This window comes from Kitasatospora sp. NPDC008050 (genome assembly GCF_042957465.1).
In the GTDB taxonomy this organism is placed as follows: Bacteria; Actinomycetota; Actinomycetes; order Streptomycetales; family Streptomycetaceae; genus Kitasatospora.
This window is the reverse complement of sequence record NZ_JBIBIJ010000023.1, coordinates 103,458-118,442: the sequence shown is the minus strand read 5'-3', so window position 1 is coordinate 118,442 and position 14,985 is coordinate 103,458. Positions and strand designations below refer to the sequence as shown.

Genomic DNA, 14,985 nt, shown 5'->3' with positions numbered 1-14,985 from the left:
GTTCCGGCCGAGGGTACCTGCCCGTTCAGCAGATTGTCAGCCCCTCCTCATACCAGTCCGATCACACTGCCCGCCCCCTCCTCGCCCCGCCCGCCTTATTGGGGGGGGGGGGCCGCCCCCCCCCCCCCCCCCCCCCCCCCCCCCCCCCCCCCCCCACGCCGCCGTGCCAGGTCGGCGCACGACCGGGAGACCGTGCCCGGCTGGAGGAGGAACCGGCCACCGCCATCGACGACGACCACCGATGCGGCGGGCACCAGCGAGTTGGCCTTCGGTGCGTCGGGCCGTTCTCGAAGTCACGCCTCGTCATGATCGGGTGTCTGACTTCGGTGCAGGTGGTGGAGCAGGAGCAGCGCCGCCACCGCGTTGGCACTCCTGATCTCGCCCTTCGCCACCAACTCGGGGACCTGGACGAGCGGTACCCAGTCGCGGCGATCGGACTCGAAGGCGTCCTCCGGGTGGCCCACGTACTCGGCGCTGTCGGACCAGTAGACGTGGTGCCGGCCATCGGCCAGGCCGTTGGACGGCTCCACGGTGAGCAGATGGCGAAGCGGCCCGGGCCGCCAGCCGGTCTCTTCGAGCATTTCGCGGGCCGCTGCGGCTTCCACCTGCTCGCCGTCCTCGACCACTCCGGCCGCGAGTTCCCAGCCCCAACTGTCGGTGATGAAGCGGTGCCGCCAGATCAGCAGCGCTTCACCGCGTTCGTTGACGGTCGTGGCGAGCGCCACGGGTCGCTGTCGCAGGACGTAGTGGTCGAGGTGGCGCCCGTCGGGGAGTTCGACGTCGGCGAGGTTGACCCGCAGCCAGCGGTTCTCGTAGACCGTGTGTTCGCTGAGATTCCTCCACACCGACGACACGCTGACCTCCGGCTACCGATCTGTGCTGCTCAGCGTAGGGCAGTGACAGGAGCGCCGAGAGCGGCCTCGCCGTGACATGCGAAAGGGCCCGCCGGTGCAGGCCCTTCGCGTGTTCCCCGCCGCAAAGTGCGGGTACCGTTCCAGATGTCGAGTCGGGAACGGAGCAACGGAGTTCAGTATGCCCCAGCCTGGGCCGGAGCACACCGGCATGCGTATCGCCCACTACCGAAAGCTGCGACACCTCACCCAGCGAGGCCTCGCCGAGCGCGCACATATCTCGTACAGCATGTTGACGAAGATCGAGCAGGGCGATCGGCCGACCTCACCGGCCACGATCGCCGCGCTGGCCCGAGCGCTCCAGATCCCCGTGGCCGAACTCACCGGTCAGCCCTACCTGTCCGAGCTGCAGCAGGACCAGCTGGACGGCCTGATCCAGCCCGTGCGAGAAGCGCTCGACGTCTACGACCTCGGAGTCGATCCGGAGGTCGCGCCGCGTGCGCTGGCCGAACTTGCTGCCCACGCCGAGGCGCTGTGCGCAGCGGTCCGCGAGGCGCGCCTGCGGGATGTCGCCAGTCAACTGCCTGGGCTGATCACCGAGGTGACGAGCGCCGCGCACGCCAGTCCGAGCGCCGAGGCATGGACGGTCCTGGCGAGCACCTATCGGACTGCGTACGACGTGACCACGAAGCTCGGCTTCGCGGACCTGTGCGCTGTCGCCCTTGACCGGATGGCCTGGGCCGCAGAGCGCGCCTCTGACCCGGTGGTCGCCGGTGTTCGCCAGTATCTGCGGTCCCTGGCCTACCTACGGGCAGGTCAGTACCGCACGGGCGAGCGCCTGGTGACGTTGGGCATGGGGATGCTCCAGCAGGCCGACGCGAGCCGGGAGCGGGATGTGGCGGTCGGCCAGCTACACCTGGGCGCCGCGGTGATAGCTGCCCGCGCCCAGGACAGTGGGAGTACCGAGGGGCACCTCAGCGAGGCCGGCCGCGTTGCGGAGCTGACCGGCCCGGCAGAGCGCGTTCACTGGCTGAGTTTTGGACCCACCAACGTGGTGGTGCACCGGGTCAGCGTGATGGCCGAGCTGTCCCAGTACCAGCAGGCGGTGAGTGCGGCAGCCGATGTCGTGATCCCGGAATCGTGGCCGGCGTCGCGGCGCTCCCACCATCTTGCCGAGGTGGCGCACGCGCAGCTGTGGATCGGCCAGAATGAGGCGGCCCTGCGGAACCTTCAGGCCGCCCGTGCGGCTGCTCCGCAGCAGACTCGGTACCACCCGGTCGTACGGGAGACGGTGGCCGGGCTGGTGGCAGCTCGTCGAGCGGCCCCGGACTCGCTGGCCAATCTGGCCGCCTGGGTCGGAATCTGACTGATCATCAGTAACCCCGGAACTACCACAGACTGTGGTAGTTCCGGGGTTCTGCTTTGGCGACACTCTTGCTGTCAGTGATGCTGCGATTACAGGAGTGGCTATGACGGTGAAGCGTCCCAGTAGCCCAAAGCGCGTACCCCGTACCCCGCAGGAGGCGGCCCGGCGTCATCACCTGCTCGACGCCTCATCCGGCGAACTCGGCTATGGCGGCGTGATCAGCACGCCGCAGCTGCCCCGGAGCGGGAACCACGGCCTGACCGGGGCCCCGGCCGCCGGGGTCGACCATGTCGGGGAGGTGTCCTGATGGAGGTCATCGATCGCCGGCACACCGACCTGTACGTCTCCGCCGCCACGTTCCTCACGCACTACGCCCTCCACCCCGACCCCGCCGGCTACCTCGCCCACGGGTACGTGGACCTGTGCCTGGCCGCCTGGCCCACCGCGTCCGGCGTCTCGCTCGACCTCGCCACCCGCTGGGCCCTGTGGACCTGGATCGTCGACGATGCCTTCGACAGCGACCTCCTCGCCGAATCCCGCCAGGGCGTCGGTGAGTTCGCCCTCTCCCTCCTGCTGGTCGCGAGTGGCAGCACCCGTCCCGGGCCGGGCGACCACCCCACCCTGCACGCGCTCGCCGACCTCGCCGCGGACACCCGAACCCTGATGCCCGCCTTCTGGTGGCAGCGGTACCTCACCCACCTGGAGGACTGGGTCCACGCGGCCTCCGCCAAGCTGCTCGACTTCGTGCAGCCGCACCGCACGCCTACCCTGCGCGAGTACCTCGCCCTCCGTCCGGCCGACGGCGGCATGCTGCTCGCGGCGATGTGGTGCGAGCTGGCCGAGCAGGCCATCACGCCCGACTGGCACGACCCCCTCCTCCAGTCCCTGTTGCGCGCCTTCTCGACCGTCGGCTGCTTGACCAATGACCTCGCCGGCTCCGGCGACCCGTTCAGTGCGGTGGGCGCGCTGGTTACGGTCGAGGGCCTCGACCCCACCGCCGCCCGGGAGTTGGTGGCCGAGCAGCTGCGCGCCGAACAACTGCGCTTCTGGTGGCTGTACAGTGCCGTGCGCAGCGGCGGTTTCACCTCAGCAGACACCAGCCGCTTCGCGCTCGGCCTCGACCGGTTCCGCCGCGCGCTGGCCGACTGGACGGCCGGCAGCTCCCGCTACGAGTCGCGGGCCGCTCAACTGCTGGGCGAGGAAGCCCGATGACGCCCAAGGCCGAGGTGCCACGCGAGTGCCCCGAGTGCATCCGCCTGGACGCCATCGCGTCCCGTGCGTTGGCCGACCCCCGGCAGCCGGACCGCTCGGCCCTGTTGGACGTCCGCATCATGCGGGAGCGGCACGCGCCCGCATGTCCCGCGCCCCGGGGGTAGCGGCTGTCCGCTCAGCCGCGCACGGCGGCCAGGCATGCGTCGTACAGGTCCATGATGTCGCCCTTGCCGTCGCCCTCGACCCACGTCATCGATGCGGCATCCAGGCAGGCGAACGCTGTCGCGATCACCGCGCGGGCCCTCGGATCGGTCCTGCCGGTGGCGGTGTCCAGGCGCGCCTCGATGAGCGGCAGCAGGTCCTCCTGGAACCGCAGGCGCTTTTCGAGCCAGCCGGCCCGCAGTGAGGCGGTGTTGTGCAGGAGTCGGAACCGCTCCAGGGCCTGTTCGCGGCCGTTGTGCAGGGCCAGTACGCCAGCGACCCCTGCCCGCAGCGCCTCCCAGACGCCGACTTCGGCCGGCAGTTCGCTGATCGTGTCGGTCAGGACCTGCCCGAACTGGTCCTGGTTGCCGCCGAGAAGGTCCTCCTTGGTCCGAAGTAGCGGAAGAGGGTGCGCTGGGAGACGCCGGCCTCGCGGGCGATCTGGGCGATGGTCGTCTCGTCGTAGCCCTGCTCGGTGAACAGGCGCAGGGCCGTGTCGAGGATCTCCCGGGAGGCGAGCTGCCGTGTCCGGTCCCACAGCGTGGCCGGTGCACCCGTCGCCGTCCCTGCTTCCTGCTTCATGGGCCCAGGCTAACGGAGCACTGCCAGGATGGCGCTCCCGTGCACCTTGGCAGTCACTGCCAAAGTGTGGGAGCGCGTGGCTGTGCTCCAGCGGCGTCAGAGCGCGACGATCCCCTCGCCGCCCATCGCGCCCGGCACCGTCACCGAGCCGACGCTGGTCAGCATCCCGTCCGCCCGCACCCGGAACTCGTCGACGATGCCCTTGCCGCCCGTCTGTACGTAGAGGTAGTGGCCGTCGGTGGAGGCGGCGGCGTCCACGGTGCCCGGGTCGGTGGTGGTGTTGCCAAGGGGCATGAGGGCGCCGTGGTGGTCGGCGGTGAAGCCCGACAGGCTCGCGCTGCCCGCGTTGGAGGCGTAGAGGTGGCCGCCGGCGGTGGCCAGCCAGCAGGTGGCGGCCTGGCCGGTGGGGGCCTGACCGAGGGGGGTGAGATGGCCGTCGCGGCCGACGGTGAAGGTGGCCACCGCGTTCGGGCCGACCTCGGTGACCTGGAGGCGGCCGTGGGCGTCGAAGACGAAGCCGAACGGCACCGCGCCCGGTTCGGCGTTGACCACCGGGGCGGCGGACGGCGCGCCGTCGCGACCGAGCGGGAAGACGTCGATGCTCTGGCCGCCGGCCTTGGTGGTGACCACCAGGTTACGGCCGTCCGGGGTGACCGCGAGCTGTCCGGGGGTGTGGGTGAACTGCGGTGTGGCGGACGGGTCCAGGCCCAGCGCGCGGTGCTGGTCGGCGACCGGCCGCAGCATCGAGCCGTCCAGCCGGAAGCCCTGCACCGAGCCGCCGTCGATCGCGTTGAGCAGGTAGACGTGGTCGCCGTGGACGGCGACGCTGACCGGGAACCGGCCGCCGCTGGCCAGGACCTGACGCTGCGTCAGCTGATCGCCGTGCACGGCGAAGACGGTGACGGTGTCGCTGCCCGCGTTGACGGCGTAGAGCAGGCGGTGGGCCGCGTCGTAGGCCAGCGAGCCCTGCGAGGCGAGGTGGTCGGCCATCGAGCCGTCGAGTATTCCGCCGCGGCCGCCGGTGGCGTACACCCCGGCCTGGTGCAGAGTGCCGTCCGCCGCCCGGGTGTAGGCGACGACCGTGTTGCCGTCCGGGTTGTCGCTCTGCACGAAGACCGGTGCGGCGTGGTTCAGGTGCTGGTCACTGGCCGAGGCGGGGCCGATCCCCAGCACGGTGGCGGCGAGCGCGGCCCCGGCGGCGATCAGGACGCTGGTGGTACGCAGGGTGGAGCGCATGGCGAAGTCTCCTCGGAAAGGGGTGATGGGTACCGGGGACCGCCCTCACCGGGGCGCCGTCGGCACTCCGTCACGCTAGCCGCCGGCGGGTCGTGATCTGCCGCCACCGAGCGGTACGTTCGCGGTTCGTAAGAACTCCCCGGCGCCGTCACCCCAGCGGCTGCCGTGATCCAATGGAGCCGGAACAGACGGGGGAGAAGACATGACACCGAACGTGACCCTGACCGGCCCGGACGGCCTGCTGCTGCGCCCCTGGGCGGAGCAGGACGCGGCGGCCGTGCTCGCGGCGGCCGCCTCGGTCCACACGCTGCCGGTGGCCGACCGGGCGCAGGCGGAGCAGTGGCTGGTGGTGCAGCGCCAGGGGTGGGAGCGGGGTGACCGGTTCACCTTCGCGGTCCTGGCGGGCGGCGAGGTGCTCGGCCTGAGCGTCCTCAAGCGGCCCGATCCGGCCGCGCCCACCGCCGAGGTGGGCTACTGGACGGCGGGGGCGGCCCGTGGCCGCGGCCTCGCGCCGCGGGCGCTGGCCGTGCTGACCGACTGGGCGTTCGCCGAATTCCCGGTGGATCGGCTGGAGTTGTTCCACCGCCTGGACAACGCGGCGTCCTGCCGGGTGGCGCAGAAGACGGGCTACGGGCTGGCGGCGGTGGTGCCGCCCAGGCCGCCGTATCCGACCGAGGCCCACCTGCACCTGCGGGAGCGGCCGGTGGGCTGACGGGCGTCGGGAAGTGAACCGACGACGCCGCCCGGTGGGCCGATGAGGTCGGCCCACCGGGCGGCATGGTGCGAGGGTGTCACGGCCGCCAGTAGTCGCCGGCCATCACCAGGTAGACCAGCGTCTTGATGGTCTCGCCGAAGTAGCCGTCGCCGAACGGGTTCTGGCTCAGCTGCTTCCAGATCGCGTCGGTCCAGGCCTGGTCGCCGGCTGCCATCGCGGCCGGGCCGACCGAGTCGCCGGCCTCCTCGGCCTGGTCACTGGTGCTGTACGGGGTGCAGTTGAGCTTGGTGTGCGGGTAGACATTCTGCGGGTTGCCGCCCGACTCCTTCTTCAGGCAGGCGGATTCGAGCTTGGCGGTGCTCAGCGAGACCGCCGCCGAGCTACCGCCGTAGAGCAGCGCGTCGGTGCCCAGGTGCCAGGGGACGCGGATGGAGTTGTAACCGACGATGTTGTCCGGCTGGCTCTCCTGGTAGTCGGCGGGCGCGGGCTTGGGGCTGCTGGTGTCGGCGTTCACCACGAAGTCGGAGAGCAGTCCGCCGCTGGGGGAGTAGGACTTGGTGAACGAGCTGATCACCGCCTCGGTCCGCTGGATCACCTTGTTCCAGTCGTGCGAGGTGTCGTAGGCGGCGAAGGCCCGCAGGTGGTCGAGCATCATGTCGGACGGCCGGGTGTCGGTGTTCGGCCCGTCGTCCTCGCACTTGAGGTGGCCGTCGGGAGCCACGTCGTGGGCATAGAAGGCGGCCAGCCAGGCCTTGGCGTCGGCGCTGTAGCCGCCCCACTGCTTGTCGGCGAGGATCAGGCCGTAGCCGACGTCGAGGTCGCCGTCGGTGGCGCCGTCGGGGGTGCCCTTGTCGGCGTACTTGCAGGTCTTGCCGTCCAGCTTCCACTGCATCAGGCCGTACTGGTCCTCGTGGTCCTTGACCAGTTGCCACAGGCCGTTGAACTCGGTCTGGGCGTTGGCGTCGTAGCCGGCCATCAGCGGCACGATGTTCATGCCGTAGCCCTGGCCCTCGGAGACCGGGCCGTTGTTGGGGGCGTCGTCGTCGCCCTTGCTGGAGACGTAGTACTCGTTGCTCGCGCAACCGTGGTGCAGGTAGGTGGACTTCCAGGAGTCGTACTGCTTCTCCACCGCCGCGTCGCGGCTGGACTGCGAGGCGGAGGGCATCACGCCCACCTGGTAGGTGGTGTGGGTGGGGAAGGCGTGTGCGGTGTGACTGGCCGCGACCGCCGGGGCGGCGCCGGCCAGGCCGAGGCCGAGGGCGGCGGTGGCCAGTGCGGTGGTGGCGGCGAGCAGGGACCGGGCCGGGGGCGCGGCGATCCGACGGGGCATCATTTCTCCTTGGGGAGTGAGAAGTGAGCTGGGTTGGCCTCCGAAAGTTAGGAAAGTTTCTTAATTAATCAAGGCCATGTCAAGAGTTTTGCACCAGCTCGCCCGCCGATCACGAAGCGGGCATCAGTAGCGCGGGGTGGCCGCCCGCGAAGTCGAGGAAGGTGGCCAGCGCCGAGCCGGGGCGCCGCTCCGCCGACCAGGCCAGGGTGAGCATCCAGTGCGGCTCGGGGGTCAGCCGGCGGATCCGGACGGGGTGGCCCGGCCCCTCGGCCACCGCGCGCGGCACGATCGCCGCGGCCACGCCGAAGGCGGCCAGGGCCCGTGCGGCCGCCGGATCGCGGGTCTCGAAGCGGAACCGGGGCGTGGCGCCGGCCAGCGTGAGCGCCGAGAGCACGATCTCCCGCACGGTCGAGCCGACCGGGTAGCCCACCAGATCGGTGCCGTGCAGCGTCCCCAGCGGCACCGGCGGCTCGCCCGGCGCGGCCCCGGTGCGCGGCCCCGTCTCCGCGGCCGCGCTGATCAGCACCAGCGGTTCGATGCCCAGCGACCGGTAGACCAGTCCGTCCCCGTCGGTCTCGGTCGTGTCCGTGCGGCGCGCCACGATGGCCGCGTCCAGCTGCCCCGCCCGCAGCGCCAGCGTCATCTCGGCGGTGGTCAGCTCGCGCAGCTCCACCTCCACCCCCGGGCAGGCCGCGCCGAACTCGCGCAGTACCCGGGCAAGTCTGCTGGTCAGCCCCGGCAGACAGCCCAGCCGGATCCGCCCCAGCGTGCCGTCCGCCCAGCCGCGCAACTCCTGTTCGACGGTGGCGAGATCGGCCAGGATCCGCTCCGCGCCGGCCAGCAGCGCCGCCCCGGCGGCCGTCAGTTCGACCCGGTGGTTGCTCCGCTCGAACAGCACCACGCCCAACTGGCGCTCCAGCTTGCGGATCTGCTGGGAGAGCGCGGGCTGAGCGATGCCGAGCACCTGCGCCGCGCGGGTGAAGTGCAGCTCCCGGGCCACGGCGCGGACATACTCGAGCTGACGCGAAGTGATCATCGTGAAAGTCTAAGGAGGGTCCGCGCGCGCCCGCGAGCGTGAGCGGCACTGGCGGGTGCGGGTATCGGTGTACGGGCAGGTCCGGACAGAACCGGGCAGGCACCGGCAGACGGACGGAACGGGAGCGGGCATGACGGAGCATCTGGTGGTCATCGGCGCGGACGCGGCGGGCATGTCGGCCGCCTCCCAGGCCAGGCGCCGGCGCGGCCCCGAGGAGCTGCGGATCACCGCCTTCGAGCGCGGCTCGGTCACCTCGTACTCGGCCTGCGGGATCCCGTACTGGGTCGGCGGCGAGGTCGCCGAGGCCGACGAACTGATCGCCCGCACCCCGGAACAGCACCGCGCCCGCGGCATCGACCTGCGGCTGCGCACCGAGGTGACCGCCCTCGACCCGGATCGCCGCCGGGTGCGCAGCCGCGACCTGGACACGGGCGCGGAGGAGTGGACGGCCTACGACCACCTGGTCATCGCCACCGGAGCCGAGCCGGTGCGCCCCGCACTGCCGGGCTTCGACGCGCCCGGGGTGCACACCGCGCACACGCTGCCGGACGGCCGGGCCCTGCTCGACACCCTCGCCGGGCTCCGCGCGCCCGGCAGCCTCGGCGAACCGGACGGTGCCGAAGCCGGGAGGCCGCGCCGGGCGGTGGTGATCGGCGGCGGCTACATCGGCATCGAGATGGCGGAGGCGATGCTACGGCACGGCCACCAGGTCACCCTGGTGCACCGCACGCCCGAGCCGATGCCCGGACTCGATCCGCAGATGGGCGCGCTGGTGCGGCGCGGGATGGCGAAGCTGGGGGTCGAGATGGTGCCGGAGGCCGAGGCCACCGAGGTGCTGCTCGGCCCGGACGGTCGCCCGCGCGCGGTGCGCAGCACGGTGGGCGAGCACCCGGCCGACCTGGTGGTGCTCGGCCTCGGGGTCCGCCCGCGCACCGCGCTGGCCCGCGCCGCCGGTCTGCCGCTGGGCGTGCACGGCGGGTTGCGCACCGACGAGCGGATGCGGGTGGTGGACGCCGCGGGCACGCCGCTGCCCGGGCTCTGGGCGGGCGGCGACTGCGTGGAGGTGCGCCACCTGGTCTCCGGGCACCACCAGCACGTCGCGCTCGGCACCCACGCCAACAAGCACGGCCTGGTGATGGGTACCAACCTGGGCGGCGGCGAGGCGGCCTTCCCCGGCGTGGTGGGCACGGCGATCACCCGGATCTGCGACCTGGAGATCGCCAGGACGGGACTGAACGAGCGCGAGGCGACGGCGGCGGGCCTCGACTGGACCGCCGTCGTCGTCGAGTCGACCGCGCAGGCGGGCTACCTGCCCGGCGCGGCGTGGATGACCGTCAAGCTGCTGGCCGAGCGGGGCAGTGGTCGGCTGCTCGGCCTGCAGATCGTCGGCGGCGCCGGCGCGGCGAAGCGGATCGACATCGCCGCGATGGCGCTGGGCAGTCGGCTGACGGTGCAGGAGCTGATCTTCCAGGACCTGGCCTACGCCCCGCCGTTCTCACCGGTCTGGGACCCGGTCCTGGTGGCCGCCCGGAAGGCGGCCGCCGAGGTCTGACTCAGCTGGGGCCGGCCGGGCCGTCGGTGCCGTCGGTGCCGTCGGTGCCGTCCGTGCCGGGCCACTGCTCGTCGCCCAGCACGGACGGGTCAATCGATCCTGTCGACTGACGTCACGTCAGTTCGTGTACACCGCCGGGCTGCCGCTCTGGCTGGTGTCCTGCACCGGGCCGTAGGCGGCGGTGAAGTAGCCGTCCGAGAAGCAGACCCCGGCGCCGCTGCTCAGTGTGAAGTGCTGGTTGGTGAAGCTGATGGACTGCGAAGCGTTGCTGGTGGTGCCACTCAGGCTGGTCGGGGACGCCTGGTAGGTGCAGTTCACCTGCCCCAGGAAGGTGTCCAGCACGATGGTGGTCTGGATCGGACCGGAGTTCGGCGACAGGGTGACCGGGTTGCCGGAGCTGTCACCGACGTTGTTGGTGTAGCTCAGGTTGTCCACGCTGATGCTGTTCACATCGAGGACACCGGGGATGTTGAGCGCGCTGCAGTTGCCGAAGGTCTGGCTGTTGAGCGTCTCCACGGCGGTGCCGGGGGCGGCCGGGTTGCTGACCACCGTCGCGCTGAACGAGGAGGACGCACAGCTCACGCCGGTGCCGCCGGTGGCGTCGGAGTAGAAGTTGGCGGCGCCGCCGCTGGGCAGCGAGGCGGTGAGCACGTCGCCGGTGGCGACCGCGCTGCCGCCGGCGCTGCCGTAGGTCAGCACGTTGCCGCTGGCCGAGGCGGGCAGGGCGGGCAGGAGGGCGAGCCCGGCGGCGGCCAGCGCCGCGCCGAGGTAGAGGCTTTTGCGCATGAGGGATCCTCTGTCTTTCCGGTGGGTGGACGTGCCCGGATGACGCACCGTGCACGGGTCTTGAGGGGTGCTGCTACTGGCCGGCCGAGGCGTTCAGCGCGCCGGTGAGGTCGCTCAGGCTGCCGTCCAGGGCGAGCGAGGTGTTGGTCTGCTGGAAGCTCACTGAGCCCTGCCCGGCGCCGGAGGGGATGCCCATGGTCCAGTCGATGATCGGGTCCAGGATGCCGCCGAGGCCGCAGCCCGAGGCGCCGGGGACGCTGAAGGTGTTGTCGACCAGCTTGGCGCCGGTGAACGAGGCGATCAGCGCGTGGTGGCCGTTCGGGTCCCCCTTCAGCGCGATGGTGCCCGGGCTGCCGGTCATCGGCTGGGCGGGTGCGGGCGGGGCGGTGGTGCCGGTGGTCGGCCGCAGCACGATCGGCGAGCTGTCCGAGCCGATGTAGCAGTCGTCGCCGAAGAAGGCGTTGAAGAGGTGGAGCTTGACCGGCAGCTTGAAGACCGGGTAGTTCTCACCGGCGGCCAGCGGGGTGAAGTCGGTGACCGGACCGGCGAGTTCGACCTGTGCGAAGACACTGGTCACGCCGGGCAGGAAGTTGATGATCCCGGGAATGGTGATCTGGGCCGGCTGGGCGGTGAGCAGCTGGGTGCCGGTGGGGGCGACGGTCGCGTACTGGTTGGCCTTGCTGCCGTCGGGGAAGGTGACAACCGGGGCGGACTTGCCCCAGTAGACCCCGAACTGCAGCGTGATCGGGGAGGTGAGCGGCACGGTCGTGGAGCCGATGGTGAAGCTTCCGGTGTTGGTGACCGACACCACGCAGCCCACCTGGAGGTTGGTGGGGTCGCTCAACCCGGGTGAGCCGACCGGGCAGTTGCCCATCCCGGTGTACGGTCCGCCGGGGGCGGTGGCCGGTGCCGCCTGCGCGGGGGCGGCGGTGGCCAGCAGCACGGCGCTCGCCACTGCTGCCAGGGCGGGCAGGAGTCGCTTGGCGGACAGGGCAGTTCGAAGCATGGCGGGACTCCTCGTGACACGGCGGGTGGACGGGAGTGCGGACGCGGCCATGGGGCCGGGTTTCTGTCCCGGCGGATCCGCGCGGACAGCTGTCGGGCAGGCTCTGTCCGCCGAACCGCTCGGCGCCACGAGCGAGTTCGGCGGTTCGGTGACCGAGCCCGGTACGACCTGGCCGGCGGCTGCCACCGCCGGTCTCCAGATCTCGGGCCGCGCATCGTCATTGACACTCGGTCAGGAGCGTCGCGAGCGGGGCCCGAGGATCCGTGGCACGGCCGCTCGCCGGCGTCGCCGCGAGCGGATCGCAACAGCGCCGCAACATTGAAAACCTGGGAAGGTTCTAACCCCGGCTCAGGCCAACGTCAAGGGATGGTGCGTAAGTTGCAGATAAATCTTGAAGCAGGTGACGTTCCGGAAGACGCCGTGCTCCCCGGCACCCGCAGTGGTCGTGACCCGGCCCGGTCCATCCGGCGCGGCCCCAGTCGGGTGCCGCCGGAGGTGGTGGCGGCCACCCAGCGCGAACGCCTGCTGGACGGCGTGGTGCACACGGTGGCGGCCTGCGGCTACACCGGTGCCCGGGTGAGCGACATCTGCCAGGCCGCCGGGGTGACCAGGCCCGTCTTCTACGAGCAGTTCAGCGGCAAGGAGGAGGCGTTCCTGGCCGCCCACCGGCATGGCACCGCCGTGGTGATCCGGCGGATGGAGGAGGCCGTGGGGGCGTGCGGCGACTGGTGCGAGGGGGTGTACGCGGCACTGCGGGTGGTGCTGGCGATCCTCGCCGAGGTGCCGGCCTTCGCGACCCTGGCCGTGGTGGAGGTGGACGCGGTGGGGCCGGCGGGACGCCTGGTGCGCGAGCAACTGCGGGTGCGGTTGCGGCGGTTGTTCGTCGGGTGCCCCACGCCGCCGGCACCGGTCTCCGGTGAGCTGCTGGTGGACAGTGTGGTGGGCGGGATCTACGCCAACATCTACCGCTACATCGCCGCCGGCCGGCACGCCGAACTCCCGGGCCTGCTCCCCACCCTGGCGCACTTCGCGATCGGGGCCTTCGTCGGCCCCGGCGAGGCGGCACTGCGGGTGGCGCGGGCCGAGGCGGCCGGGGCGAGCTGGAGAAAACCCGTCCTGCCGTGCGTGCTCGACGACCCGGGAGGATCAATTCGTGTCGGGCTGGTGAGCGGTTCGGCCGGGACGCGCGCGAAGTCTTGACCCTCTGCTTACCCCGAGGTAACTTCCAGGCACTACCACGTCACCGGCCAAGATCACCAAATCCTCTGCCAGGGACGGAAACTGATCAGCTGTCAGGCAGGTCGCCGTGGGAGCCGTCCGCGCCAGGACGCCGCGTGAAGTGATCACAGGTTCTCCCACTACCTCCCTGGAGTATTCATGGTCCCGTCCGCAGAGCTACCCGACGAGGCGTCCGGCGCTGCCGCCGCCGCGACACCCGCCCCGCGCGGCCGGGTCCGGCTGCGCCGTGCGGCGCTGATGGCGATACCGGCCTGCGTGGCCGGTGGCGTCCTGATGGCACTGACCGCCCAGGGCGTGCTGGCTGCCCAGTTCCAGATCTCCGGTATGGCCTTCACCGTCACCGCCACCTCGCTGGACGGCAACGGCTTCGAGCAGTTCGGCGGCCTGGACACCATGCTCAAGGGCAATCCGGCCGGCGCGAAGAACGGCGGCCAGCAGGTGGTGGCGGTCTCCGTGATCCAGGACGGGAAGCTGACCAACCTGTGCCAGAGCGTCAACCTGGGCGGCACCAACCTGAAGATCACGGCCGGTGACAACGGCACCCCGGTCTCGGCCGAGCACCTGACCACCGACTCCGACACGATGAGCGGTGACGCCAACTTCACGAACATCGAGGTCGGCGGCGACGCCAGCACCTTCAACGACGCGGGCGTCAAGGGCCCGATGTACTCCTTCGGCCAGCAGGCGACCCACGTGACCATCAACAACCTGCGGCAGCACAACTATGCCACCACGGCAGGCTCGTTCACCCTGCCCAACCTGCACCTGAGCTTCAGCTCGCAGGGCTGCTGAGATGACGGACGACCTTCCGGCGGGGGCCTCGACGCCCCCGCCGGCGGTTCCGCACCCGCGGCGACCGTCGCAGACCGCACCGGAGAGACCGCTGGACGCCGAGCCGCCGACCGCCGAGCCGCCGACCGCCGAGCTGCCCCTGGCCGCCGCCGAGGCCGCACCGCCGCCCGCCGCCGCCCCGCCCGCTGCCGCGCCGCCGCGCCCGCGCCGCTCCTTCAAGGCATGGCGTGGCCGCCGCCCGTTCTGGGGCGGGCTGCTGACCACGCTGGCCGGTGCCGAGATCCTGGTCACCGAGAAGGCGCCGCTGCCGGTCGTCCTGCACGTCGGCATGATGGGGCTGGCGGCCTACCTGGTCCCGACCGTCCTCGCGCTCTGCGGGCTGCTGCTGCTCTTCAGCCCGGGCCAGCGGCTCTTCTACTCGATCCTGGCGATCCTGGCCACCCTGGCCACCTGGGTCACCTCCAACCTGGGCGGCTTCCTCATCGGCATGCTGCTGGGCCTGATCGGCAGCAGCCTGGCCTTCGGCTGGGCGCCCGAGCAGCCGGCCCGCCGCAAGCTGTTCCGCCGAGACCACTCGGTCTCCGCCTGACCCCACCCGCGCCCTGGCCGCCGCTCACCCGGCTGACACCCAGGTTTCGGCCGGAAAACTGAGAATCCTGCCCGATTGCGGGCAGGATTCTTTGTTTTTTCAGTCTGCCCACCTAAGCTCACGCTCCGTGCCCACTTCACCGCAGCCAACCCAGCCGCTCTTCGCCGACCTGCTGGCGCACCTCACCAGGACCAGCGTGCTGGGCCCGGCCGAGGCCGGGCGGGTGGTCGCGGAGGTGCTGGCGTACTTCTCCGAGACCACGCCCGAGTTCGTCCAGCGCCGTCACGCAGAGCTGCAGGGCCGTGGGCTGACCAACGACCAGAGCTTCGCCCGGATCGCCGAGGAGCTGGCCGCCCGCCGGGTGGTCGCCCCGGAGCTCTCGGCCCGCCAGCTGCGCCGCATCGTCTACGGCTGACCGGCAGGCGCCGGCCCGCGGACCCTCCCGCCACAGCCCGGCCACCGCCTCGCCGCCGCCCGACCCGTAGTCCCTCC

At 71.6% G+C, this 14,985-nt stretch carries 17 protein-coding genes; 10 read left to right on the top strand and 7 right to left on the bottom strand.

Annotated elements, in window-relative coordinates; translation table 11 throughout:
• Window positions 1-293: 293 nt before the first annotated feature.
• Window positions 294-845, bottom strand: a complete 552-nt coding sequence (locus tag ACFZB9_RS32680; RefSeq protein WP_391453259.1) for an NUDIX hydrolase — start codon at window positions 843-845, stop codon at window positions 294-296.
• A 217-nt stretch (window positions 846-1,062) separates the two neighbouring features.
• Here ACFZB9_RS32680 and ACFZB9_RS32675 point away from each other — a divergent pair, with 217 nt between their 5' ends.
• The 4 genes from ACFZB9_RS32675 (at window position 1,063) to ACFZB9_RS32660 (ending at window position 3,593) form a co-directional block, all read left to right on the top strand.
• The gene (locus ACFZB9_RS32675; RefSeq protein WP_391453257.1) at window positions 1,063-2,217 is read left to right on the top strand and encodes a helix-turn-helix domain-containing protein; all 1,155 of its coding nucleotides are present in this window, start codon (window positions 1,063-1,065) and stop codon (window positions 2,215-2,217) included.
• A 103-nt stretch (window positions 2,218-2,320) separates the two neighbouring features.
• Complete coding sequence (locus tag ACFZB9_RS32670; RefSeq protein ID WP_391453255.1) at window positions 2,321-2,524, top strand: hypothetical protein; 204 nt, start codon at window positions 2,321-2,323, stop codon at window positions 2,522-2,524.
• Window positions 2,524-3,429 carry a terpene synthase family protein gene (locus ACFZB9_RS32665; protein ID WP_391453253.1) on the top strand — a complete coding sequence of 302 codons (906 nt, stop codon included), beginning with the start codon at window positions 2,524-2,526 and terminating at the stop codon, window positions 3,427-3,429. The genes ACFZB9_RS32670 and ACFZB9_RS32665 overlap by 1 nt, the downstream gene beginning before the upstream one ends.
• Window positions 3,426-3,593: a hypothetical protein gene (locus tag ACFZB9_RS32660; protein ID WP_391453251.1), complete on the top strand. Its 168-nt coding sequence runs from the start codon at window positions 3,426-3,428 to the stop codon at window positions 3,591-3,593. Before ACFZB9_RS32665 ends, ACFZB9_RS32660 begins: the two co-directional genes overlap by 4 nt.
• Window positions 3,594-3,969: 376 nt before the next feature.
• On the opposite strand, the gene ACFZB9_RS32655 is transcribed toward ACFZB9_RS32660, so the two are convergent.
• Window positions 3,970-4,212, bottom strand: a complete 243-nt coding sequence (locus tag ACFZB9_RS32655) for a helix-turn-helix domain-containing protein (protein ID WP_391453249.1) — start codon at window positions 4,210-4,212, stop codon at window positions 3,970-3,972.
• A 96-nt stretch (window positions 4,213-4,308) separates the two neighbouring features.
• Window positions 4,309-5,448 carry a lactonase family protein gene (locus ACFZB9_RS32650; RefSeq protein ID WP_391453248.1) on the bottom strand — a complete coding sequence of 380 codons (1,140 nt, stop codon included), beginning with the start codon at window positions 5,446-5,448 and terminating at the stop codon, window positions 4,309-4,311.
• 202 nt (window positions 5,449-5,650) lie between these two features.
• Between ACFZB9_RS32650 and ACFZB9_RS32645 the strand changes: the two genes are divergently transcribed.
• On the top strand, window positions 5,651-6,160 hold the full coding sequence (locus ACFZB9_RS32645) for a GNAT family N-acetyltransferase (RefSeq protein ID WP_391453247.1): 510 nt from the start codon (window positions 5,651-5,653) through the stop codon (window positions 6,158-6,160).
• 79 nt (window positions 6,161-6,239) lie between these two features.
• Here the strand turns inward: ACFZB9_RS32645 and ACFZB9_RS32640 are convergent, their stop codons facing one another.
• Window positions 6,240-7,493, bottom strand: a complete 1,254-nt coding sequence (locus ACFZB9_RS32640) for a glycosyl hydrolase family 8 (RefSeq protein WP_391453245.1) — start codon at window positions 7,491-7,493, stop codon at window positions 6,240-6,242.
• Window positions 7,494-7,602: 109 nt separating this feature from the next.
• A complete protein-coding gene (locus ACFZB9_RS32635; protein ID WP_391453243.1) occupies window positions 7,603-8,529 on the bottom strand; it encodes a LysR substrate-binding domain-containing protein in 927 nt (308 codons plus the stop codon).
• A 130-nt stretch (window positions 8,530-8,659) separates the two neighbouring features.
• On the opposite strand from ACFZB9_RS32635, the gene ACFZB9_RS32630 reads away from it, so the two are divergent.
• Complete coding sequence (locus ACFZB9_RS32630) at window positions 8,660-10,081, top strand: FAD-dependent oxidoreductase (RefSeq protein ID WP_391453240.1); 1,422 nt, start codon at window positions 8,660-8,662, stop codon at window positions 10,079-10,081.
• A 117-nt stretch (window positions 10,082-10,198) separates the two neighbouring features.
• On the opposite strand, the gene ACFZB9_RS32625 is transcribed toward ACFZB9_RS32630, so the two are convergent.
• Both ACFZB9_RS32625 and ACFZB9_RS32620 read right to left on the bottom strand, forming a co-directional pair.
• Window positions 10,199-10,867, bottom strand: coding sequence for a Tat pathway signal sequence domain protein (locus ACFZB9_RS32625; RefSeq protein ID WP_391453238.1), 669 nt, complete (start codon window positions 10,865-10,867; stop codon window positions 10,199-10,201).
• A 73-nt stretch (window positions 10,868-10,940) separates the two neighbouring features.
• Window positions 10,941-11,873, bottom strand: coding sequence for a hypothetical protein (locus tag ACFZB9_RS32620; protein ID WP_391453236.1), 933 nt, complete (start codon window positions 11,871-11,873; stop codon window positions 10,941-10,943).
• Window positions 11,874-12,293: 420 nt separating this feature from the next.
• Here ACFZB9_RS32620 and ACFZB9_RS32615 point away from each other — a divergent pair, with 420 nt between their 5' ends.
• From ACFZB9_RS32615 to ACFZB9_RS32600, 4 genes are all read left to right on the top strand, one after another.
• Window positions 12,294-13,073, top strand: coding sequence for a TetR/AcrR family transcriptional regulator (locus tag ACFZB9_RS32615; protein WP_391453234.1), 780 nt, complete (start codon window positions 12,294-12,296; stop codon window positions 13,071-13,073).
• A gap of 177 nt (window positions 13,074-13,250) precedes the next feature.
• A complete protein-coding gene (locus ACFZB9_RS32610; protein ID WP_391453233.1) occupies window positions 13,251-13,904 on the top strand; it encodes a DUF6230 family protein in 654 nt (217 codons plus the stop codon).
• A gap of 1 nt (window position 13,905) precedes the next feature.
• Window positions 13,906-14,493, top strand: coding sequence for a DUF6114 domain-containing protein (locus ACFZB9_RS32605; RefSeq protein WP_391453231.1), 588 nt, complete (start codon window positions 13,906-13,908; stop codon window positions 14,491-14,493).
• Between the two features lie 127 nt (window positions 14,494-14,620).
• On the top strand, window positions 14,621-14,908 hold the full coding sequence (locus ACFZB9_RS32600; protein WP_391453229.1) for a hypothetical protein: 288 nt from the start codon (window positions 14,621-14,623) through the stop codon (window positions 14,906-14,908).
• Window positions 14,909-14,985: the final 77 nt, after the last annotated feature.